This is a genomic window from Thermomonas sp. (genome assembly GCF_023953935.1).
Classification (GTDB): domain Bacteria; phylum Pseudomonadota; class Gammaproteobacteria; order Xanthomonadales; family Xanthomonadaceae; genus Thermomonas.
In genome coordinates this window covers 314,764-335,323 of sequence record NZ_JAMLIW010000001.1, presented here as the reverse complement: position 1 = coordinate 335,323, position 20,560 = coordinate 314,764, and the positions used below count along the sequence as shown (strand labels likewise).

Sequence of the window (20,560 nt, the reverse complement as noted above, 5' to 3'; positions counted from 1 at the left end):
TCGCGTGAGGCGGACCCCGGACCAGGATCGACACCCGTCATGAAGCAACGCCCCGAGCCATTGCCGACGTACGATGCAGCCGTCGCCATTGACGCGCTGGCCCACGTGCTGTCCACGCTCAAGGGGGCCGCCGAGGTCCGCGCATTCCTCGAGGATCTGTGTACCCCCACTGAGCTGGAGGCGATGGGCGATCGCTGGCGGGTGGTCCCGGAACTGCTGAAAGGCACTCCGTATCGGGAGATCCACGAGCACACCAAGGTCAGCACCACCACCATCGGTCGCGTGGCGCGCTGTCTTGAGCTTGGGGCCGGCGGCTATCGGGCCGCCGCCAAGCGGCTCGGACTTTCCAGAAACTCCCATTGAGCGTTCTGCATGAACACTGCCGCAAATGCGGCGGTGCGCGATCGCCTGCGCATCGCCATCCAGAAGTCCGGCCGCCTGAGCGAACCGGCGCGTGCCTTGCTGTCGTCTTCCGGCCTGAGCTGGCGTGAAAGCCGGGATCGGCTGTTTTGCTATGGCGAATCGTTGCCGGTGGACCTGTTGTTGGTGCGTGATGACGATATTCCCGGGCTGATTGCTGACGGTGTCTGCGATCTCGGCGTGGTCGGGCGCAATGTGCTGCTGGAACACGCCGGTGAACGGGCTGGAGTCGGTGCTTCCGTGCCATTCCGGGAATGGCGCAGCCTCGGGTTCGGCGGCTGCAAGTTGTCCATCGCCGTGCCCGAGGGCTGGGACTGGCGGGGCGCGGCGCAGCTGGCCGGCAAGCGGATTGCCACCACGTATCCGAACCAACTCCGAGCCTGGCTGCATGAACAGCAGATCGCCGCGGACGTCGTGGTCCTGAACGGATCGGTGGAGATCGCGCCGCGCTTGGGGCAGGCCGATGCCATCTGCGACCTGGTCTCCAGCGGTGCCACCCTGGCCGCCAACCAGCTCAAGCCGGTCCAGGTCATCCTGCACAGTGAAGCAGTGCTGGTCGGGCCGACGCAGCCGTTTGACGATGTGCGTGCCGAGCTGGCCGAATTGCTGCTGCGGCGGATGGCCGGGGTGTTGCGGATCCGCGACAGCAAGCTGCTGTTGTTCCAGGCCGCGCGTGACGCGTTGCCGCACGTGCTGCCGCTGTTGCCCGATGCCGAGCCACCGACCATGTGTGTCGTGGACGGCACTGAAACGCTGGCATTGCAGGCGCTCTGCCACGGCGCGATGACCTGGCAGCGGCTGGAAGATCTGAAACGCGCCGGCGCGCACGGGCTGATGGTGGTGCCGGTGGAGCGGATGCTGGCATGAAGTGCTTCGACTGGAACCGGCTCGATGCGCGCGAGCGCGAGGACATATTGCAGCGCCCGGTGCAGGCGGTGTCGGAGGCGGTGCGCAGCGGCGTGCAGGCCGTGTTCGCCGATGTCCAAGCACGCGGTGATCGCGCCTTGCACGATTTCACCCTGCGCTTCGATGGCGTCGCACTGTCGGCGTTCGAGGTGGAAGCCGCGGAATTCGACGCGGCGGCAACGCGGGTGGCGGCACCGGTGCAGGCCGCGATTGCGGAGGCCGCCGGCCGGATCGAAGCCTTCCACCGCGCCGGCATGGCCGCAGGCTACGCGCTGGAAACCGCGCCGGGGCTGCGCTGCGAGCGGGTGCTGCGGCCGATCCGGCGGGTCGGGCTGTACGTGCCGGCCGGCAGCGCGCCGCTGCCATCGACCGCCCTGATGCTGACGATCCCGGCGCGCCTGGCCGGCTGTGCCGAGATCATCCTGTGCACGCCGCCGCGCAAGGATGGCAGTGCCGATCCGGCGGTGCTGCTGGCGGCGCAGCAGGCGCCGGGCGTGCGCGTGTTCAAGCTGGGCGGGGCGCAGGCGATCGCGGCGATGGCGCTGGGCAGCGCGCGCATCCCGCGCTGCGACAAGCTGTTCGGCCCCGGCAATGGCTGGGTGGACGAGGCCAAGCGGCAGGCCGCGCAGCGTCCGGGCGGGCCGGCGATCGACATGCCGGCAGGGCCTTCGGAAGTGTTGGTGATCGCCGACGCCGGCGCCAATCCGACGTTCGTCGCCGCCGACCTGCTGTCGCAGGCCGAGCATGGGCCGGATTCGCAGGTGCTGCTGCTGAGCGATAGCGATGCGCTGCTGGACGCGGTGGCCGAACAGATCGCGCAGCAGTTGCCGCAGCTGCCGCGGGCCGATATTGCCCGCCAGGCGCTGGCCAGTTCACGCCTGATCCGAACGGCCGACATCGCGCAGGCGATCGCCATCAGCAATCGGTACGCGCCCGAGCACCTGATTCTTGCCCTGCACGATGCCGAGAATTGGGTGGAGCAGGTCGACAATGCCGGCAGCATCTTCCTTGGCGACTACACCCCGGAAGCATTGGGGGATTACTGCAGCGGCAGCAATCACGTGCTGCCGACCGGCGGCGCGGCGCGGGCCTGGAGCGGGCTGTCGGTGGCGAGCTTCCAGAAAGCGATCACCGTGCAGGACGCCAGCCGCGCCGGGATCGCCCGGGTCGGGCCTTGCGCGGCCACCCTGGCGCGCGCCGAAGGCCTGGTCGCGCACGCGCGGGCGGTGGAACTGCGGCTGGAGGCTGCGGCATGAGCCTGACCGTGAACGCGCTGCTGCGCGCCGACCTGCAGGATTTTGCCGGCTACAAATCCGCGCGCAGCGAAGCCCTGACCGGCGCGGTCTGGCTCAATGCCAACGAGTCGGCCTGGGCCAATGCCGGCGATGCCGGTGGCCAGCTGCGGCGCTATCCGCAGCCGCAGCCGCAGGCGCTGTGCGCGCGTCTGGCCGAACTGTACGGCGTGGCGCCGGCGCAGCTGCTGGTCGGCCGCGGCAGCGATGAAGGGATCGACCTGCTGCTGCGCGCGTTCTGCCTGCCGGGGCAGGGCAAGGTGGTGCTCGCGCCGCCGGTGTTCGGCATGTACGCGGTGTGCGCGCGCCTGCACGGCGCGCAGGTGGTCGAAGTGCCGCTGCGCGACGGTGCGGCCGGCCTGTGCGCCGACCTCGCGGCGCTGGGCGATGCCGCGCTGGCGCAGGGCGCCTCGCTGCTGTTCCTGTGCACGCCCGGCAATCCGTCCGGCGAGCTGCTGGCGCTGGCCGAGGTGGCCGCGCTGGCGCAGCGCCTGCGCGGCCGCTGCCTGGTCATCGTGGACGAGGCCTATCTCGAATATGCCGAGGCGCCGTCGGCGGCCAGCCTGCTGGCTGCGCACGACAACATCGCGGTGCTGCGCACCCTGTCCAAGGCGCATGCGCTGGCGGGCGCGCGGGTGGGCTGCGTGCTCGGCAGTCCGGCGCTGATCGCGGCGCTGCGCCGCTGCCAAGTGCCGTATCCAATCCCTGAACCTGTGGTCGAGGCGGCGCTGCGTTCGCTGCAACCGGCGGCGGTGGCGGCGTCCCGCGCGCAGGTTCGGGATGCGTGCGCCCTGCGCGAGCAGGTACGCGATGCGCTGCAAGGGTTGCCGCAGGTGCGCCGCGTCTATCCATCTGCGGGCAACTTCGTGCTGGCGCGATTCTTTGATGCGGATGCGGTGTTTGCTGCCTTGCTTGCCGCCGGCGTGGTGGTGCGTGACATGCGTGCATTGCCGCAGCTGGGCGATGCGCTGCGGATCAGCATCGGAACCGCGGCCGAGTGCGGGCGCCTGTTCGCGGCGCTGGGCGCGGCGGTGGAGGTCTCGCCATGAGCCTGCAGCCGATCCTGTTCGTCGATCGCGACGGCACCCTGATCGAGGAGCCGGAAGATTTCCAGATCGATGCCTACGAGAAGCTGCGCCTGGTGCGCGGGGTGATCCCGGCCCTGCTCAAGCTGCGCGATGCCGGCTACCAGTTCGTGATCGTCTCCAACCAGGACGGTCTCGGCACGCCGAGCTACCCGCAGGCCAGCTTCGACGGCCCGCATCGGCTGATGCGGGAGATCTTCGCAAGCCAGGGCATCGTGTTCCGCGAGGAGTTGATTGATTGCAGCCTGCCGGCCGACAACAGCCCGAACCGCAAGCCCGGGATCGGCATGCTGGTGCCCTACCTTCAGGATCGCACCATCGATTGGGCGCGCTCGGCGATGGTCGGGGATCGCCCCACCGACATCACGTTTGCAAACAATCTGAAGATTCGCGGCTTCCAGCTGCACACCGAGCCGTTCGGCGGCGACTGGGACTGGGCGGGGATTGCTCACGCCTTGGCGCAGGCCCTGCGCACCGCCATCGTCCTGCGCAACACCAGGGAAACCCGGATCCGGGTGTCCGTCGATCTTGACCGGATCGCCGAACCGAAGATCCGCACCGGACTGGCCTTCTTCGACCACATGCTGGAACAGATCGGCAAGCACGCCGGCCTTGCGCTGGACATCGACGCCGAGGGTGATCTCCACGTCGACGAACACCACACCGTGGAAGACACCGGGCTGGCGCTGGGGCAGGCGCTGCGCGAGGCGCTGGGCGAGAAGCGCGGGATCGGCCGCTACGGTTTCAGCCTGCCGATGGACGAATGCCTGGCGCAGGCCGCGCTGGATTTTTCCGGGCGGCCGTATTTCGTGTTCGAGGGGAACTTCAGCCGCGAGAAAGTCGGCGACCTGCCGACCGAGCTGGTGCCGCATTTTTTCCGTTCGCTCTGCGATGCGGCGGGCTTGAATCTCAATCTGAAGGTGGAAGGCGAAAACGCCCACCACCAGGTCGAGGCCTGCTTCAAGGCGTTTGCCCGCGCGCTGCGCCAGGCGATCCGCCGCGAAGGCGTGGAGCTGCCTTCGACCAAGGGCGTGCTCTGATGCAGGTGGCCTTGATCGACGCCGGCGGCGCCAACCTCGGCTCGGTGCACTATGCACTGGAGCGGCTAGGGGCAGCGGTACGGCTGGTGCGCAGCGCGGAGGCGCTGCACGGCGCGACGCGGGTGGTCCTGCCGGGCGTCGGTGCGGCCGGCGAGGGCATGCGCCGGCTGCGCGCGCAGGGCCTGGTCGCGCCGCTGCGCGCGCTGCAGGTGCCGCTGCTGGGGATCTGCCTCGGCATGCAGCTGCTGTACGAGCATTCCGACGAAGACCATAGCGACGGCCTCGGGCTGCTCCCCGGCCGGGTGCGCCGCTTGGCTGGTGGCCCCGCTCTGCGGGTGCCGCACATGGGCTGGAACACGTTGGACTCGGTGGCTGCATCGCCGCTGCTGGCGGGGATCGCCGCAGGCAGCCCTGCCTATTTCGTGCACAGCTACGCCGCGCCGGTGAGTGCAGTCTGCATCGCCAGTTGCACGCACGGAGAATCATTCGCTGCACTGGTCCAGAGCGGAAGGGTTGCCGGTGCACAATTCCATCCCGAACGTTCGTCCGCTGTGGGCGCCAGGCTGCTGTCCAATTTCCTGCAATGGAATCCGACATGAGTCCGGAATCATGAGTTCCACCGTCTACCCCGCGATCGACGTGCGCGATGGCCGCGTGGTGCGCCTGCGGCAGGGCGATTACGCGGCGGAAACCCGCTACCCGGATACGCCGCTGGCGCTGGCTCGGCGCTACGCCGAAGCCGGTGCGCGCTGGCTGCACCTGGTCGACCTGGACGCGGCCAAGGCCGGTGGCTACACCCTGGCGCCGCTGCTGGCCGAGATCGTGCGCGAGACCGGGCTGCAGGTGCAGACCGGTGGCGGCGTGCGCAGCCGCGCGGATGTCGAGGCGCTGCTGGCGGCCGGTGCGACGCGGGTGGTGGTCGGTTCGCTGGCGGTGCGCGAGCCGAGTCGCGTGATGGATTGGCTGGAAGCGTTTGGCGGCGAGGCGCTGACCGTCGCTCTCGACACCCGGCAGGCTGCCGATGGCCAATGGCGATTGCCGGTGCACGGCTGGACCGAGACCTCCACACACACCCTGGACGTGCTGTTGCCACGCTATGCGCAGGCCGGCCTGCGGCATCTGTTGTGCACGGACATCGCCCGCGACGGCATGCTGGCCGGCGTGAACCTGGGCCTGTATCGCCACCTCTGCGCCGAATATCCCTGCCTGCAGGTGCAAGCCAGCGGCGGCGTGCGAGGCATTGCAGATGTGATCGGCGCACGCGCGGCAGGATGTGCGAGCGTGGTGCTGGGCAAAGCGCTGCTGGACGGGCATCTGTCGCTGAAGGACGTGCTGGCATGTTGAGCCGACGGATCATTCCCTGCCTCGACGTGCGCGCCGGGCGGGTGGTCAAGGGCGTGCGCTTTCGCGACCACGTCGACATGGGCGACTGCCTCGAACTGGCGCTGCGCTATCGCGAAGCCGGCGCCGACGAGCTGGTGTTCTACGACATCACCGCCAGTCCGGAAGGGCGCAGCGCCAGCTGCGATTGGGTCGAGCGGATCGCCCGTGTCCTCGATATCCCGTTCTGCGTCGCCGGCGGCATCCGCAGCGTCGAGGACGCGCGCGCGCTGCTGCATGCCGGCGCCGACAAGATCTCGATCAATACCCCGGCGCTGGAACGCCCGGCGCTGATCGCCGAGCTGGCGGAAGCGTTCGGCCAGCAATGCGTGGTGGTCGGCATAGATTCGTTGCGCGAGGCCGACGGCCAGTGGCGGGTGCGCACGCATAGCGGCCATCCGCAGGCGATGCGCGCGCCGAACAAGCGCACCCTCGACTGGGTGGTGGAAGCCCAGCAGCGCGGCGCCGGTGAGATCGTCCTCAACTGCATGGGCAATGATGGCGTGCGCGCAGGCTATGACATTGCGCAACTGCGCGCTGTGCGCGCGCTGTGCGCGGTGCCGCTGGTGGCCTCCGGCGGCGCCGGCGCGGCGGCGCATTTCGCGGAAGTGTTCCGCGAAGCCGACGTCGATGGCGCGCTGGCCGCCAGCGTGTTCCATTCCGGCGCGCTGGCCATTCCCGAACTCAAGCGCGGGCTGCGCGCAAGCGGCATCGAGGTGCGGCTATGAATCGAAATTTCGACATCGAATCGCTGGCTTGGGACAAGCAGGGCGGAATGCTGCCCACCATCGTGCAGGATGCCGACAACCTGCGCGTGCTGATGCTGGGCTACATGAGCCGCGAGGCGCTGGCCGCCACCTTGGTCAGCGGCCACGTGACGTTCTTCAGCCGCAGCAAAAACCGGCTGTGGACAAAGGGCGAACGCTCCGGTCACGTTCTGGAATTGGTTTCACTCGAAACTGATTGCGACAATGACGCACTGTTGGTGCAAGCCCGACCGTGCGGATCAACCTGCCATCTTGCGCGCGCCAGCTGCTTCCCTGATGCGCCAAGTGATGGCCTGGCGGAACTCGACGTCTTGATCGCGCAGCGCGAGCGCGAGCGTCCGCAGGGCAGCTACACCACACAACTGTTCGAGGCCGGCACCCGCCGCATCGCGCAGAAGGTTGGCGAAGAAGGCGTGGAAACCGCGCTGGCGGCGGTGGTGCAGGGCGATACGGCACTGCTGGGCGAGGCCGCCGATCTGCTCTATCACCTGACCGTGCTGCTGCGCGCGCGCGGGCTGTCGCTGGCGGAAGCACGCCGCGTGCTGGCCGGTCGGCGCGGCTGAGCTTGGCGAACACAGGTCAATCATCGCGTGAATGATTCGCGCTCGGCCTTCCTTGGCCAGCAGACAGCGCCGATCTTTTCAACATGGCTGTGGTCATAATGCGCCGATGATCCGCTCCTTCCTGTGGCTCGCGTTTCTGCCCATCGCACTGGCGCTGCCGGCGGTGGCCAGTTCCGCCTGCATGCCCGTGACAGTGGAAACGTCGTTGCCGCTGCCGCGTTCGGAATCCGGCGTTGCGGCGGGCTGCATCGCCTATCGACGGGCACCCGCGACTTTGCAAGGCGCCAGCGCACAGGTGCTGGTGTTCGGCGATCCGCAGGTAAAATCGGCGGCGGATGTCGATTATTACCGCCGCGATATCGTCGAACCGTTGATTGGAACGCCGGCGGCGCTGGGCATCGTGCTGGGCGATCTGGTGGATGATGCGCCGGCGCTGTACCCGCAGGTCAAGACCGTGACCGGGTTGCTTGGCGTGCCATGGCTGTACGCGCCGGGCAATCACGACGTTGATGCCGATGCGGTCAGCGATGAGGCGTCGCTCGACGCATTTCACCGCGCCATCGGCCCCGATACCTTCGCCCGCGAAACCGCCCTGGCCAATATCGTGGTGCTGGATGACGTGATCGTGCAGCCCGGGCGGCAGCCGGCCTACATCGGCGGTCTGCGCGAAGATCAGTTCGCGTTCCTGGAACGCTGGCTGCCGTCCCTGTCGAAAGACAAGCTGCTGGTGGTGGCGATGCATATCCCGCTGTACCGGCGCGACAGCGCTGACAGCTTCCGTGCGCAAGACCGCACGCGGCTGTATGCGCTGCTGGCGCCATTCCCGCACGTGCTGGTGCTCAGCGCGCATACCCACATCCAGCAGCAGTACGCGCATACGGCGCGCGATGGTTGGCACGGCCCGAAGCCGCTGCACGAATACAACGTCGGTGCCGCCTGCGGCGCGTTCTGGTCGGGGGTGAAGGATGCGGCCGGGATCCCCGCCGCGACCATGGCCGACGGCACGCCCAACGGCTACGCGGTGCTGACGGTGAAGATGGGCGGCGCCTACGCGCTGGCCTGGCACAACGCCCGCGATCCGGAGGACACCCAAATCGGCCTGCACGCACCCAAGGTGCTGCGGCACGGCGCCTACCCGGCCTGGGGCGTGTACGCGAATGTCTACATGGGCGATGCCGATTCAAGGGTCGAATACCGGATCGACGATGGCGCCTGGAAGCCGATGCGCAGGGTCCTGCAACCCGATCCGGCGCTGCTGGCGGAGAACGCGCGCGACGATGAAGCCGATGTCTTGCGTGGATATGATCGTTCCCCCGAAGCCAAGGCGTCGCCGCACCTGTGGCGCGGCGCATTGCCCACCGATCTTGCGGAAGGCGGGCACGTGATCGAAGTCCGCGCGTTCGACCGCTGGCGTGGTGAAGTGCACGCGCAGACGCGCTATCGCTTGCAGGCGGCTGCGTCGCCGCGAGCGCCGCTCTAGCAGCGCCTTATGCCTGGATTTCGGTAAAGGACGTGACCCGCCGATGTCCGTTTGCGGCCTCGCCTGAGCGGGGTTGCGGGTAGTCCTCGCGACGATCCAGCAGCACCGTGCGCAGGCCGGCAGCGCGGGCGGAGTCGAGCTCTTCCACCACGTCCGACAGGAACACGATCTCCCCGGGCGCAACGGCCAGCTGCCCGGCGATGCTGCGGTAGCTGTCGGCTTCACGTTTGCCACCGATTTCGGTATCGAAATAGGCGCTGATCAGCGGCGTCAAATCCCCCGCATCGGTGTGCGAAAACAGCAGCTGTTGCGCCGGCACCGAGCCGGAGGAATACACCGCCAGTCGATGTCCCGCCGCGTGCCAGGCGCGCAGCGCCGGTGCGACGTCCGGATACAGCGACGCGGTGAAATCGCCATCCCGATATCCGGCTTCCCACACCAGACCCTGCAATGCTTTCAGCGCCGTGTGCTTGCGATCCTGGTCGATCCAGCCTTGCAGGGTTTCGACGATCACCGCGTCCTGGCAGGCGCTGGCAGAGATTTCGATGGCGACCTGATCCAGCCAGCGGCGCACCTCGGGTTGCTGCCCATGCGCACGCACGAAGCCGGGCAGGGCGGCGCGGGCGTACGGGTACAACACGTCCTTGACGAAGGAAATGCTGCTGGTGGTGCCTTCGATGTCGGTGAGGACGGTGGTTATCATTGCGTGTTAGCTGCGAGAATCCCGTTCATGGTTCGACAGGCTCACCACGAACGGGTTCATTCGTAGCGCGGAAATTCTTGTGCGATGTCACTGCCGGTGAAGTGACCGACCCAGCCATCGGGTTCGGTGAAAAAGCGGATGGCGACGAAACTCGGTTCCGGCCCCATGTCGAACCAGTGGGTGGCGCCGTCGGGCACCGAGATCAGATCGCCCATTTCGCACAAGACCTCGTAGACCTTGCCGTCGACGTGCAGGTCGAACAGACCGCTGCCGGCGACGAAGAAGCGCACTTCGTCTTCCTTGTGCGCGTGTTCATCGAGAAACTTGGCGCGCAGCGTCGCCTTGTCGGGGTTGTCCGGCGCGATGCTGACCACGTCCACGCTCTTGAAGCCACGGGCGGCCACGAGGCGATCGATGTCGCTTCGGTAGGCCGCCAGGATGGCGTCGGCGGGGTCGCCGGGCACGACCGGGTGCACCGGCCGCCATTGCTTGAATTCCACGCCGATCGCGTCCAGCTCGGCGCTGATGGCGGCGTGCTCGTGCAGCACCCGCAGGGGAGTGTGCGGTGCGTTGTCGTGGAAAATGCGCAAACGGCTCATGGCGGCGTCTCCGGTCAGGCACGCAGGCGCCGCATTTCCAGCTCGCAGCCGAGCAGAAATTCGAACGCGTCCAGATGGCGGCGTGCCTCGCTGATGCCGTGACCCCAGGCATACAGGCCATGCCCGGCAATCAGGTAGCCCCAGCTGTTCGGCGCGGACAGCGCGGCATCGACGCTGGCGGTCAGGGTGTCCATGTCCTGCGAATTGGGCACCACCGGCAGATCCAGGGTGGTTTCGTGGGTGGTGTGCCCACGCAGGGCCTTGAACAGCTCATAGCCGCGCAGGCGCACCCGGCCCTCGGCTTCGTGCAGCAGCCCGGCAATGGTTTGGGTCGGTGAATGGGTGTGCAGCACCGCGCCGACCTCGGGGAAGCGCCGGTACAAGTGGGTGTGCAAGGCGGCCTCGGCCGACGGGCGATGGTGGGTGGCGACCGCGTTGTTGGTCATGTCCACCACCATGATATCGGCTTCGGTCAGGCGCCCTTTGTCCTTCCCGGAAATCGTGATCGCGGCGTGGTTGGCGTCCATGCGGATCGAGAAGTTGCCCGCGGTGGCCGGTGTCCAGCCCTTCGCGGCCAGTTCACGGGTGTGGGAAATGATCTGCGCCGCGCAGCCGGCGTACAGGTTGTGGTCGAAGGCGGTGGTGGTCATGCCGCGAAGTTTAGCGGCTGCCGCCCGCTTGCCACATGCCACTTGGTTCGGCCTTCATGCGCCGTTGCCGTGCCGCAGGCCTCAATGATCACTGCGCTGCTGGCCATAGGTTTTGAATTTCTCCAGCACTACCCGCATTTCATCCGCGGACAGGTTGCGTGTTGCCCCCAAGGTGCGCGCCAGCAGGTATTGGCGCGCCAGGTTTTCGACTTCCTCGGCCAGCGTGTAGGCCTCCGCCAGGGTCTTGCCGGTGGCGACCTGGCCGTGGTTGGCCATCAGGCAGGCGCGCACGCCGTCGCCCAGCGCGGCCAGAACATTGTGCGAGAGTTCGGTGGTGCCGAAGGTGGCGTAGGCCGCGCAGGGGATGTGGTCGCCGCCGGCGACCGCCACCATGTAATGGAAGGCCGGGATGCCTTCGCCAAGGCAGGCCAGTGCAGTGGCATGGGTCGAGTGCACATGCACCACGGCATTGGTGTCCGGGAACGCCTGCAGGATGTCGCAGTGGAAACGCCATTCACTGGAGGGCAGCAGCTGCCCGGGCGGACAGCCGCCATCGGCTTCAAGAAAGACGATGTCTTCCGGTTGCAGGCGGTCGTAGGCGCGTCCGGTGGGCGTGATCAGCAGGCCGCTCGCCCAGCGCAGGCTGGCATTGCCGGACTTGTTCAGCGACAGCCCGCTGGTATTCATGGCGCGGCAGTGGTCGATCAACGATTGCCGCGCCGCGCGTTCGTGGTCGTGCATGGAAGGGCCGTTGGGGGTGAAACGCCAAGGATACCTGCGCTGCGCCAACCCCGGAAACGAAAACCCGGCCGCAGCCGGGTTCTCGTGATTGCCTGCGGCACGAAGGTGGAATCAGGCGTGCGGCCCTTCGTGGAAACTCGGCGGATCCTTCATTCTCGGACCGCCTTCCGGCCCGGTGATGCCGCGGGCCAGGTCGCTCTTGCGGTAGCCGTAGAGGAAGTAGACCACCAGCCCGATCGCGCCCCAGACCGGCAGCACCATCTTGGCTTCGAACGGCAGGTTGAAGAACAGGAACACGGTGCCGATCACGGCCAGCGGGGCCACCACCCACACCATCGGCGTGCGGAACGGACGCGCGCGGTTCGGGTCCTTGATGCGCAGCATCAGCACCGCCAGCGCCACCATGAAGAACGCGAACAGGGTGCCGGAGTTGGAGATGTCGGCCAGCTGCCCGACCGGGAACAGGGCGGCGGCAATCGCCACGAAGATGCCGGTGATCAGGGTCACCTTGTGCGGGGTCTTCCACTTCGGATGCACGTCGGCCAGCTTTTCCGGGAGCAGGCCGTCGCGGGCCATGACGAAGAAGATTCGGGTCTGGCCGTACAACATCATCAGGATCACCGACGGCAGCGCGAGGTTGGCGGCAAGGCCCACCATGTCGCCGACGCGGTCGTAATTGATCATGCGCAGCACGTGCGCCAGTGCCTCGTTGGAACACACCAACGGCTGGGTGCCTGCAGTCGCCAGTGCCTGGCACTGGGCCATGAATTCCGGCGAACCCGGCTGCACGCCAAGCGCGGTAGGCTGCGCGCCGATCGCGCCGATCGCACCGGCCGAAACCAGCAGGTAGAACACGGTGCACACGCCGAGGCTGGCGAGCAGGCCGATCGGGATGTTGCGCTGCGGGTTCTTGGTTTCTTCGGCGGCGGTCGACACGGCGTCGAAGCCCACGTAGGCGAAGAAGATCGAGGCGGCGGCGCCAACGATGCCCAGTCCGGATCCGTTGCCGTTGCCGAACCAGCCATTCGGGGCGAACGGCTCGAAGTGGGCGCCGTCGATCACCGGCACGGTGAGTGCAATGAATGCGGTCAGCGCGATGATCTTGATCGTCACCAGCACCGCGTTGACGCGCGCGCTTTCGGTGGTGCCGATCATCAGCAGTCCGGTGACGGCAAGGGCGATGATCACGGCCGGCAGGTTGAACACGCCGTGAGTGAAATCCACGCCGATGCCGCCGGTGAACGACCACGCCGGACCCGCCGCCAGCGCGGTCGGCAACTCGAACCCGGTGGCGCTCTTCACCAGCCCCATGAAGTAGCCCGACCAGCCGACCGACACCGCCGAGGCCGCCACCGCGTATTCGAGGATCAGTGCCCAGCCGACCGTCCACGCCAGCAGCTCGCCCATCACCGCATAGGTGTAGGTGTAGGCCGAACCGGACACCGGCACCATCGAGGCGATTTCCGCGTAGCACAGTGCCGCCACCGCGCACACCGCACCGGCGATCACGAAGCTCCACATCATGCCCGGGCCGGCCTTTTGCGCAGCGGCCGCGGTCAGCACGAAGATGCCGGTGCCGATGATGGCGCCGATCCCGAGCAGGGTGAGTTGGAGGGCGCCGAGCTGGCGCGTCAGGGCATGTTTTTCCGCGGTCTCGAGAATCTTGTCGAGCGGTTTGACGCGCTGAAACAGCATCGGGGGCTCCCCTTCAAGTCCATTGCGTGGCGCGACTGCGGGATGCAGGCGCAATCGGCCGACCTTATACGCTGCACGGGGCTTGCACAAGCGCCGCAGGTCCCGCACGCGCATAATTCGGCGCATTCATGTTGCCAGGATGGAAGAATGGCGGGCGGGATCGCGGAAGATCGGCGGCTGCGGGAGGGGCTCTTCGGCTACGCGCGGCGCTGGCCGGCCGAGTCGGACACGGTTGATCTGTTTCTCGAACTGCTGGCCGATCCCGACAACCCGTTCCGGCGCGAGCGCCTCGCAGGCCATTTCACCGCCTCCTGCTGGCTGGTCAGCCGCGACGGTGCCCGCGTCCTGCTGACCCACCACCGCAAGCTGGGGCTGTGGCTGCAGTTGGGTGGACATGCCGACGGCGAACGCGACCTGGCCGCGGCGGCGCTGCGCGAAGCCGGGGAGGAGTCCGGGCTGTCCGGCCTGTGCGTCGAGCCCGGCATCTTTGACCTCGACCGTCACTGGATCCCCGAACACAAGGGCGTGCCGGCGCACTGGCACTACGACGTGCGCTATGTGGTGCGGGCGGGTGATGACGAGGCGTTCACCGTCAGCGAGGAGTCACTGGACCTCGCGTGGCGCAGCGTCGTCGATCTGGCAGCTGACCCCGCCGCAGATGCCTCGGTGCGGCGGATGGCGCGCAAGTGGATGGGTGATTGGTGATTGGTGATTGGTGATTCGTGATTGGTGATTAGTGATTAGTGATTGGTGATTCGTGATTGGTGATTTGAAAGAGGCAATGTGCTTTTCCCAATCACGAATCACCAATCACCAATCACGTCTCATCAATACAGCACCCGCGTCCGCAGTGTGCCTGGGATCGCCGCCAGCGCATCCTTGAGCGCGCTGGCCCGCGCCTCGTCGGCAGCAACATCGATCACCACGTAGCCAACCTTGGGGTCGGTGCGCAGGTACTGGCCATCGATATTGAGCGCGGCCTGGCTGAACACCTCGTTGATCCGCGAGAGCACGCCCGGCACGTTGCGGTGGATGTGCAGCAGGCGCAGGCTGCCGGGGTGTTCGGGCAGGGTCACCTCGGGGAAATTGACTGCCGACAGGGTGCTGCCGTTGTCGCTGTAGCGCACCAGCTTGGCGGCAACCTCCACCCCGATATTGTCCTGCGCCTCCAGCGTGCTGCCACCGACGTGCGGGGTCAGGATCACGTTGTCGAGGCCGCGCAGCGGCGACTGGAATTCATCGTCATTGGCCTTGGGCTCGACCGGGAACACGTCCACCGCCGCGCCGGCCAGATGGCCCGAGCGCAGCGCCGCCTCCAGCGCCTCGATCACCACCACGGTCCCGCGAGCGGCGTTGATCAGATGTGCGCCCGGCGGCATCTTCGCGATTTGCGCCGCGCCGATCATCCACTGGGTTGCCGCAGTCTGCGGCACGTGCAGAGTGACGATGTCGGCGCGCGCCAGCAGGTCGTCGAGGCCGGCGGCCGGCTGCGCGTTGCCCAGCGCCAGCTTGGTTTCGATGTCGTGGAACAGCACCCGCATGCCCAGCGCCTCGGCCAGCACGCCGACCTGGGTGCCGATGTGGCCGTAGCCGATGATGCCCAGGGTCTTGCCGCGCACCTCGTGGCTGCCGGTGGCCGACTTGCTCCAGCCGCCGCGGTGGCACTGCGCGTTTTTCTGCGGAATGCCGCGTGCCAGCATGACGGCCTGGGCCACCACCAGTTCCGCCACCGAGCGGGTGTTGGAATAGGGCGCGTTGAACACCGGGATGCCGGCCAGTTGGGCGGCGTCCAAGTCGACTTGGTTGGTGCCGATGCAGAAACAGCCGATCGCGATCAGACGTTTAGCCTGGGCCAGCACCTCGGCGGTCAGCTGGGTGCGCGAGCGCAGCCCGACGATGTGCGCTTCGGCGATCCGGGCCTTCAGCTCGTCTTCCGGCAGCGCCTTGGCGTGATATTCGATCTGGCTGTAGCCGGCGGCGCGGAAGCTGTCCACTGCGGTCTGGCTGACGCCTTCCAGCAGCAGCACGCGGATGTCCTGTTTCGGGAATGAGGTCTTCGGAGGGGACATGCCGGGGTGCATCCGCGGAGGATTGGAAGGGCGACTATAGCCAGAACCGCGGCGTTTTGTTGCGCTGCGTCATGCTATTTTGCATCCGGCCCATGCCGCCGAGGTCGTGAAGTCCGCTTCGATGGCCGGGCCGTCGCCTTTCGTTTCCGAGCCGCCGCCATGACCGATCACCGCCTCCTGTCGCTGCAGGCCGAACTGCCCGGGTTGCGGCTGCTGACCGATGCGGCCGATCGGGAGCACTACGGCCGCGACTGGACCCGGCGCTGGACGCCGGCGCCGCTGGCGATCGCGCTGCCGGGCAGCGTGGACGAGGTCCAGGCGATCGTGCGCTGGGCCAATGCGGCGGGGGTGGCGGTCGTGCCGTCCGGTGGCCGCACCGGACTGTCGGGCGGGGCCGTGGCCGCGCACGGCGAGCTGGTGGTGAGCACCGCGCGGATGAACCGGGTGCTGGATTTCGACCCGATCGATCGTTGCCTGACCGTGCAGGCCGGCGTGCCCTTGCAGCGTGTCCATGAGGCGGCGCAACAGCACGGTCTGCAATACCCGGTGGATTTTGCCGCGCGCGGGTCGTGCAGCATCGGCGGCAACATCGCCACCAACGCCGGCGGCATCCGCGTGCTGCGCTACGGCAACACCCGGCAATGGATCGCCGGGCTGAAACTGGTGACCGGCAGCGGCGCGTTGCTGGACCTGGGCCGGGGGCTGGTCAAGGATTCCAGCGGCTACGACCTGCGGCATCTGGCGATCGCATCGGAAGGTACGCTGGGCATCATCGTCGAGGCCAGTCTGTGGTTGACCGAGCCGCCGCCGCCGACCAAGGTGATGCTGCTGGCGCTGCCATCCTTCGAGGCATTGATGCAGGTCTTTGCGGTGTTTCAGGCGCGCCTTGCGTTGCAGGCGTTCGAGTTCTTCACCGAGGTGGCGCTCAAGCACGTGCTGGCGCACGGCGCGCAGGTCCCGTTCGCGCAGCAACATCCGTTCTATGTCGTCACCGAGTTCGCCAGCGACCCGGCCAGCGAAGCGGCGGCACTGGCGGCGTTCGAACAATGCCTCAGCGACGGGCTGGCCAGCGATGGCGTGCTCAGCGCCAGCGACGCGCAGGCGGCGCAGCTGTGGCGGCTGCGCGAGGGCATCACCGAAAGCCTTGCGAAGTACCTACCCTACAAGAACGACATCTCGGTGCGGCTCTCGGCGATGCCGGCCTTCCTCGCCGAAACGCAGGCGCTGCTGGGGCACGAATATCCGCAGTTCGAAGTGGTCTGGTTCGGCCATATCGGCGACGGCAACCTGCACATCAACATCCTCAAGCCGGACGCGTTGGCGCTGGAGGCATTCGTGGCCGACTGCGAGCGTGTCACCCGGCTGCTGGCCGACAGTCTGCAACGCCACGGCGGCAGCATTTCCGCCGAGCACGGCATCGGCCTGGTCAAGAAGCCCTACCTGTGGTGCACCCGCAGTGCGGTGGAAATCGCGGCAATGCGCGGGATCAAGGCCGCGTTCGACCCGAACGGGATCATGAATCCGGGCAAGGTGTTCGATGCGGCGTGAGGGCACAATTCCTGATCGGTCGCGCCCGGCTGGATTAAACTTGCCAGGTAGTTGGAGAGCGTTGTGGTAACGGGGACGTTGCGTGCTGGCAAGATTTGACCCGACGGCGGCGGTTCTGGCCTTCCTGCTCACGGCGGGAGCGATGTGCCTGCTGCGGCCAGTGGCCCACCGGCTGGACCTGCTGGACCATCCGCAGGGGCGCAAGGACCACGCCGCGCCGACGCCCGTCACCGGTGGCATCGCCATCTTCATCGGCTGCCTGATCGCCTTTTCCCTGTTCCAGAACGTCAGCGACGGCCTGCAGGCGTTCAGCGTGGCGGCGCTGCTGCTGGTCGCGGTGGGGCTGTGGGACGATATCCACGATGTGCGCTGGTACTGGCGCATCCTGGCGCAGATCACTGCGGCGCTGATCATCATCTACTGGGGCGAAGTGCGGGTGGAGCAGATCGGCCCGGTGTTCGGCCTGTCGACATTCTCGCTGGGCTGGCTGTCGGTGCCGTTCACGGTGTTCGCCACGGTGGGCATCATCAATGCGATGAACATGATCGACGGTGCCGACGGGCAGGCTGGCCTGCTGGGCTTGGCGGCGCTGGTGATGCTGATGGCGGCATCGCTGTACGCCGGCAACGGCGAGTTGGCCATGCGTGTCTCGGTGCTGGCCGGTGGCCTGGCCGGATTCCTGGTCTGGAACCTGCGCCTGCCGTGGCGGCCGCGTGCCAGCGCTTTCCTCGGCAACGCCGGCAGCGCCCTGCTGGGCCTGGTCATCGCCTGGGTCAGTTTCCGCTTGACCCAGAACCCGGGGCATCCGGTGAATCCGGTGCTGGCGCTGTGGCTGCTGCCGATTCCGGTGATGGACTGTCTGGTGGTCAGCGTGCGGCGGATGCGGCAAGGGCGTTCGCCTTTCTTTGCCGATCGCACCCACATCCACCACATCCTCCAGGACGCCGGCTTCGGGCCGACCCGCGCCGCCTTGCACTTGACCTGGTTCAGTCTGCTGTGCGGACTGCTGGTGGGGCAGGCAATGCGGATGGACGTTCCCCATCCGGTGCTGCTCGTGCTGTTCGTCCTGCTGTGCGTGGGCTGGTACGCGTTGACCTGCAAGCGGGAGCGAGCAGTGGCATTGTTTGCCCGGCTGCGGCGTGCCCGCCCGGTGGACAGTACGGCCGTGATCGACGTGCCGCAGCAGGCGACGCCGGTGCACGAACATCCGGATCGCTCCGCGTGAGATTGCCGGTGGCGATGGTGCGATCGCGCCCAGTGCGCAAACGACGGTGTTGCGGAGAGGCGTTCCGGTTCAATCCGATGGCAGCGACCGCGTGAGCCTGGCCGCGATCATCCTGCTGGTGGTCGGCGTCTGGCTTGCGATCAAGGTGGTGGACGCGCTGCTCAAGCTGGCGTTCTGGGGCGTGGCGCTGGTGGGGGCCTACTGGTTTCTGGCGCCGCTGATGGACTGGCCATGGCCGTTTTGAACAGGCTGGATTGAAAGTTTTCGACGCCGGTCAACGCGGAAGGATTGGCTGGCCGGAGCGGCCGGTCATCCGCGGAAAATGGCCGGTTCGTCGCGCCTGGAACTGCCTCACGCAGTATCAAGCGGGACAGGTTTCGCCCGCGGCTGTCCGGTTTGACCGGGGCCGGAAAACCCAAGGTCAACCGTCGTGCGATTTGCGTCCGCGTGGCGCCGGTGGGCGGCGCTTGCCCTTGCCGGCGGCGCGATCCTCATCGGTGGCCAGGCGCATCCGCAGCGGCTGGCCGGCCACGCGCACCTTTTTCAGATGGGTCAGCAGTTCGGGCGGCATGCCTTCGGGCAGGTCGACCAATGCATGGTCGTCGCGGATGTCGATGCGGCCGATGTAGCGGCTTTCCAGGTCGGCTTCATTGGCAATCGCGCCGACGATGTTGCCGGGCTGGACGCCGTGCCGGTGGCCGACCTCGATGCGGAAGGTCTGCATCGGGAACTCGGGCGCTGGACGTTCGCGCGCGGGTCTCGGGCTGCGTGTGCCGGCGTCTTCGTGACCGTGTGCCAAGCCTTCGTTGCGCTGGTCGTGTTCGTGCGCGTGGCGATGAGGGGCAGCTGGCTTGCGTGGCGTTGGCCGCTTGGTGCCGGCGTCGGTGCGGCGATCGGGCAGCGGTTCGAATACCCGCTCCGGCTTGGCCGGCTGCGGCAACAGCAGCGGCGTCTTGCCCTGCACGAGTTTGGCCAGCGCCGCCGCGATTTCCACCATCGGCACGTTCTTCTCGTTCTCGAAACGTTCCACCAGATCGCGGAACACCGTCAGGTCCTCGCTGCCGAGCGCGGCGTCGATCTTTTCGAGGAACTTCGCCACCCGTCGTGCGTTGACCGCGTCGACGCTGGGCAGGCTCATCGCTTCGATGGTCTGGCGGGTGGCGCGCTCGATCGCGCGCAGCATCCCGCGCTCGCGCGGGGCCACGAACAGGATCGCATCGCCCTGCCGGCCGGCGCGGCCGGTGCGGCCGATGCGGTGGACGTAGCTTTCGGTGTCGTAGGGGATGTCGTAGTTCAGCACGTGGCTGATGCGCTCCACGTCCAGCCCGCGCGCGGCGACGTCGGTGGCGACCAGGATGTCGATCTGGCCATCCTTCAATCGCTGGATGGTGCGCTCGCGGGTCTTCTGTTCGACATCGCCGTTGATCGCCGCCGCCGCGAAGCCGCGCGCGGCCAGCTTGTCGGCCAGTTCCTCGGTGGCCAGCTTGGTGCGCGCGAACACGATCATCGCCTCGAACGGTTCGGCCTCCATGATCCTGGTCAAGGCATCGAGCTTGTTGATCCCGCTGACCATCCAGTAGCGCTGGCGGATGCCGGCTGCGGTGGTGGTCTGGGCCTTGATCGCCACCTCCACCGGCTCGCGCAGGTGGGTCTTGGCGATGTTGCGGATCGGCGCCGGCATTGTCGCCGAGAACAGCGCGACCTGGCGCGTGTCAGGCGTGCTTTTCAGCACGGTCTCGACATCGTCGATGAAGCCCATCCGCAGCATCTCATCGGCTTCGTCGAGCACCAGCATCCTCAATTGCGACAGATCCAGCGTGCCGCGCTGGAGGTGGTCGATCACCCGCCCGGGCGTACCGACAACGACGTGTACGCCGCGCCGCAGCGCGTGCAGCTGCGGGCCATAGCCCTGGCCGCCATAGATCGGCAGGATCTGGAAACCGGGAATGTGTTTGGCATAGGTCTGGAATGCCTCCGCCACCTGGATTGCCAATTCGCGAGTGGGCGCCAGCACCAGCACCTGCGGCTTGCCCGGCGCTGGATCGAGCTTGGCCAGCGCGGGCAGGGCGAACGCCGCGGTCTTGCCGGTGCCGGTCTGGGCTTGGCCGATCACGTCGTGGCCGGCCATCAGCGGCGGAATGGTGGCTGCCTGGATCGGGCTGGGCGATTCATAGCCGACATCGCGCAGCGCCGCGAGCAGGGGCTCGGGCAGGCCGAAGGCGGTAAACGGAGAAACGGAAGGTGTGTCGGCGCTCATGAGGCCTGCGGGCGTTGTCGCCGAAGTCAAACGGGGGTTCATTCTACGCGGGTTGCGATGGGCGGTTCGTGACCCGCGGTCAGGAAAGTGCTTTTTGACGCGGATGGATACACAGAAACTGGAACCGCAATACCGGCACC

General features: G+C 67.4%; 21 protein-coding genes. 14 read left to right on the top strand and 7 right to left on the bottom strand.

What is annotated here, in order from left to right; translation table 11 throughout:
- Positions 1 to 39: 39 nt before the first annotated feature.
- From M9902_RS01535 to M9902_RS01490, 10 genes are all read left to right on the top strand, one after another.
- Complete coding sequence (locus M9902_RS01535; protein ID WP_297220705.1) at positions 40 to 363, top strand: YerC/YecD family TrpR-related protein; 324 nt, start codon at positions 40 to 42, stop codon at positions 361 to 363.
- Between the two features lie 9 nt (positions 364 to 372).
- On the top strand, positions 373 to 1,287 hold the full coding sequence (gene hisG / locus M9902_RS01530; protein ID WP_297220703.1) for an ATP phosphoribosyltransferase: 915 nt from the start codon (positions 373 to 375) through the stop codon (positions 1,285 to 1,287).
- On the top strand, positions 1,284 to 2,582 hold the full coding sequence (gene hisD, locus M9902_RS01525; protein ID WP_297220701.1) for a histidinol dehydrogenase: 1,299 nt from the start codon (positions 1,284 to 1,286) through the stop codon (positions 2,580 to 2,582). Before hisG ends, hisD begins: the two co-directional genes overlap by 4 nt.
- Positions 2,579 to 3,667 carry a histidinol-phosphate transaminase gene (gene hisC, locus M9902_RS01520; protein ID WP_297173090.1) on the top strand — a complete coding sequence of 363 codons (1,089 nt, stop codon included), beginning with the start codon at positions 2,579 to 2,581 and terminating at the stop codon, positions 3,665 to 3,667. The genes hisD and hisC overlap by 4 nt, the downstream gene beginning before the upstream one ends.
- A 2-nt stretch (positions 3,668 to 3,669) precedes the next feature.
- On the top strand, positions 3,670 to 4,743 hold the full coding sequence (hisB, locus tag M9902_RS01515) for a bifunctional histidinol-phosphatase/imidazoleglycerol-phosphate dehydratase HisB (RefSeq protein WP_297220996.1): 1,074 nt from the start codon (positions 3,670 to 3,672) through the stop codon (positions 4,741 to 4,743).
- On the top strand, positions 4,740 to 5,342 hold the full coding sequence (gene hisH / locus M9902_RS01510) for an imidazole glycerol phosphate synthase subunit HisH (protein WP_297220994.1): 603 nt from the start codon (positions 4,740 to 4,742) through the stop codon (positions 5,340 to 5,342). The genes hisB and hisH overlap by 4 nt, the downstream gene beginning before the upstream one ends.
- Before the next feature lie 10 nt (positions 5,343 to 5,352).
- Complete coding sequence (gene hisA, locus M9902_RS01505; RefSeq protein WP_297220699.1) at positions 5,353 to 6,087, top strand: 1-(5-phosphoribosyl)-5-[(5-phosphoribosylamino)methylideneamino]imidazole-4-carboxamide isomerase; 735 nt, start codon at positions 5,353 to 5,355, stop codon at positions 6,085 to 6,087.
- Positions 6,081 to 6,851: an imidazole glycerol phosphate synthase subunit HisF gene (gene hisF, locus M9902_RS01500; protein WP_297220697.1), complete on the top strand. Its 771-nt coding sequence runs from the start codon at positions 6,081 to 6,083 to the stop codon at positions 6,849 to 6,851. The genes hisA and hisF overlap by 7 nt, the downstream gene beginning before the upstream one ends.
- A complete protein-coding gene (hisIE, locus tag M9902_RS01495) occupies positions 6,848 to 7,453 on the top strand; it encodes a bifunctional phosphoribosyl-AMP cyclohydrolase/phosphoribosyl-ATP diphosphatase HisIE (protein WP_297220695.1) in 606 nt (201 codons plus the stop codon). The genes hisF and hisIE overlap by 4 nt, the downstream gene beginning before the upstream one ends.
- Before the next feature lie 106 nt (positions 7,454 to 7,559).
- Complete coding sequence (locus M9902_RS01490) at positions 7,560 to 8,933, top strand: calcineurin-like phosphoesterase C-terminal domain-containing protein (RefSeq protein ID WP_297220693.1); 1,374 nt, start codon at positions 7,560 to 7,562, stop codon at positions 8,931 to 8,933.
- 7 nt (positions 8,934 to 8,940) lie between these two features.
- Here M9902_RS01490 and mtnC read toward each other — a convergent pair whose 3' ends face one another.
- The 5 genes from mtnC to M9902_RS01465 form a co-directional block, all read right to left on the bottom strand.
- Complete coding sequence (gene mtnC / locus M9902_RS01485) at positions 8,941 to 9,636, bottom strand: acireductone synthase (protein ID WP_297220691.1); 696 nt, start codon at positions 9,634 to 9,636, stop codon at positions 8,941 to 8,943.
- A 56-nt stretch (positions 9,637 to 9,692) separates the two neighbouring features.
- Complete coding sequence (locus tag M9902_RS01480; RefSeq protein WP_297220689.1) at positions 9,693 to 10,235, bottom strand: acireductone dioxygenase; 543 nt, start codon at positions 10,233 to 10,235, stop codon at positions 9,693 to 9,695.
- A 14-nt stretch (positions 10,236 to 10,249) separates the two neighbouring features.
- Positions 10,250 to 10,885: a methylthioribulose 1-phosphate dehydratase gene (locus M9902_RS01475; protein ID WP_297220687.1), complete on the bottom strand. Its 636-nt coding sequence runs from the start codon at positions 10,883 to 10,885 to the stop codon at positions 10,250 to 10,252.
- An 81-nt stretch (positions 10,886 to 10,966) separates the two neighbouring features.
- Positions 10,967 to 11,626 carry a class II aldolase/adducin family protein gene (locus tag M9902_RS01470; RefSeq protein WP_297220685.1) on the bottom strand — a complete coding sequence of 220 codons (660 nt, stop codon included), beginning with the start codon at positions 11,624 to 11,626 and terminating at the stop codon, positions 10,967 to 10,969.
- A 111-nt stretch (positions 11,627 to 11,737) separates the two neighbouring features.
- The gene (locus M9902_RS01465) at positions 11,738 to 13,321 is read right to left on the bottom strand and encodes an amino acid permease (protein WP_297173120.1); all 1,584 of its coding nucleotides are present in this window, start codon (positions 13,319 to 13,321) and stop codon (positions 11,738 to 11,740) included.
- Between the two features lie 147 nt (positions 13,322 to 13,468).
- Here M9902_RS01465 and M9902_RS01460 point away from each other — a divergent pair, with 147 nt between their 5' ends.
- On the top strand, positions 13,469 to 14,026 hold the full coding sequence (locus tag M9902_RS01460; protein WP_297220683.1) for an NUDIX hydrolase: 558 nt from the start codon (positions 13,469 to 13,471) through the stop codon (positions 14,024 to 14,026).
- Positions 14,027 to 14,148: 122 nt separating this feature from the next.
- On the opposite strand, the gene serA is transcribed toward M9902_RS01460, so the two are convergent.
- On the bottom strand, positions 14,149 to 15,390 hold the full coding sequence (gene serA / locus M9902_RS01455) for a phosphoglycerate dehydrogenase (RefSeq protein WP_297173126.1): 1,242 nt from the start codon (positions 15,388 to 15,390) through the stop codon (positions 14,149 to 14,151).
- Positions 15,391 to 15,549: 159 nt separating this feature from the next.
- Here serA and M9902_RS01450 point away from each other — a divergent pair, with 159 nt between their 5' ends.
- From M9902_RS01450 to M9902_RS01440, 3 genes are all read left to right on the top strand, one after another.
- On the top strand, positions 15,550 to 16,938 hold the full coding sequence (locus M9902_RS01450) for an FAD-binding oxidoreductase (RefSeq protein ID WP_297220681.1): 1,389 nt from the start codon (positions 15,550 to 15,552) through the stop codon (positions 16,936 to 16,938).
- An 82-nt stretch (positions 16,939 to 17,020) separates the two neighbouring features.
- Positions 17,021 to 18,163 carry an MraY family glycosyltransferase gene (locus M9902_RS01445; RefSeq protein ID WP_297173133.1) on the top strand — a complete coding sequence of 381 codons (1,143 nt, stop codon included), beginning with the start codon at positions 17,021 to 17,023 and terminating at the stop codon, positions 18,161 to 18,163.
- Between the two features lie 91 nt (positions 18,164 to 18,254).
- Positions 18,255 to 18,407 carry a hypothetical protein gene (locus M9902_RS01440; RefSeq protein WP_297173136.1) on the top strand — a complete coding sequence of 51 codons (153 nt, stop codon included), beginning with the start codon at positions 18,255 to 18,257 and terminating at the stop codon, positions 18,405 to 18,407.
- Between the two features lie 177 nt (positions 18,408 to 18,584).
- Here the strand turns inward: M9902_RS01440 and M9902_RS01435 are convergent, their stop codons facing one another.
- Positions 18,585 to 20,420: a DEAD/DEAH box helicase gene (locus M9902_RS01435; RefSeq protein ID WP_297220679.1), complete on the bottom strand. Its 1,836-nt coding sequence runs from the start codon at positions 20,418 to 20,420 to the stop codon at positions 18,585 to 18,587.
- Between the last annotated feature and the right edge of the window lie 140 nt (positions 20,421 to 20,560).

Bases quoted from the DNA above. Each gene is read 5' to 3' on its own strand.
- hisA (WP_297220699.1), top strand. From the start codon at position 5,353: ATGAGTTCCACCGTCTACCCCGCGATCGACGTGCGCGATGGCCGCGTG.
- hisIE (WP_297220695.1), top strand. From the start codon at position 6,848: ATGAATCGAAATTTCGACATCGAATCGCTGGCTTGGGACAAGCAGGGC.
- M9902_RS01450 (WP_297220681.1), top strand. From the start codon at position 15,550: ATGACCGATCACCGCCTCCTGTCGCTGCAGGCCGAACTGCCCGGGTTG.
- hisD (WP_297220701.1), top strand. From the start codon at position 1,284: ATGAAGTGCTTCGACTGGAACCGGCTCGATGCGCGCGAGCGCGAGGAC.
- M9902_RS01475 (WP_297220687.1), bottom strand. From the start codon at position 10,885: ATGACCACCACCGCCTTCGACCACAACCTGTACGCCGGCTGCGCGGCG.
- M9902_RS01535 (WP_297220705.1), top strand. From the start codon at position 40: ATGAAGCAACGCCCCGAGCCATTGCCGACGTACGATGCAGCCGTCGCC.
- M9902_RS01435 (WP_297220679.1), bottom strand. From the start codon at position 20,420: ATGAGCGCCGACACACCTTCCGTTTCTCCGTTTACCGCCTTCGGCCTG.
- serA (WP_297173126.1), bottom strand. From the start codon at position 15,390: ATGTCCCCTCCGAAGACCTCATTCCCGAAACAGGACATCCGCGTGCTG.
- M9902_RS01490 (WP_297220693.1), top strand. From the start codon at position 7,560: ATGATCCGCTCCTTCCTGTGGCTCGCGTTTCTGCCCATCGCACTGGCG.
- hisF (WP_297220697.1), top strand. From the start codon at position 6,081: ATGTTGAGCCGACGGATCATTCCCTGCCTCGACGTGCGCGCCGGGCGG.
- M9902_RS01465 (WP_297173120.1), bottom strand. From the start codon at position 13,321: ATGCTGTTTCAGCGCGTCAAACCGCTCGACAAGATTCTCGAGACCGCG.
- hisC (WP_297173090.1), top strand. From the start codon at position 2,579: ATGAGCCTGACCGTGAACGCGCTGCTGCGCGCCGACCTGCAGGATTTT.
- M9902_RS01460 (WP_297220683.1), top strand. From the start codon at position 13,469: ATGGCGGGCGGGATCGCGGAAGATCGGCGGCTGCGGGAGGGGCTCTTC.
- M9902_RS01480 (WP_297220689.1), bottom strand. From the start codon at position 10,235: ATGAGCCGTTTGCGCATTTTCCACGACAACGCACCGCACACTCCCCTG.
- mtnC (WP_297220691.1), bottom strand. From the start codon at position 9,636: ATGATAACCACCGTCCTCACCGACATCGAAGGCACCACCAGCAGCATT.
- hisG (WP_297220703.1), top strand. From the start codon at position 373: ATGAACACTGCCGCAAATGCGGCGGTGCGCGATCGCCTGCGCATCGCC.
- M9902_RS01470 (WP_297220685.1), bottom strand. From the start codon at position 11,626: ATGCACGACCACGAACGCGCGGCGCGGCAATCGTTGATCGACCACTGC.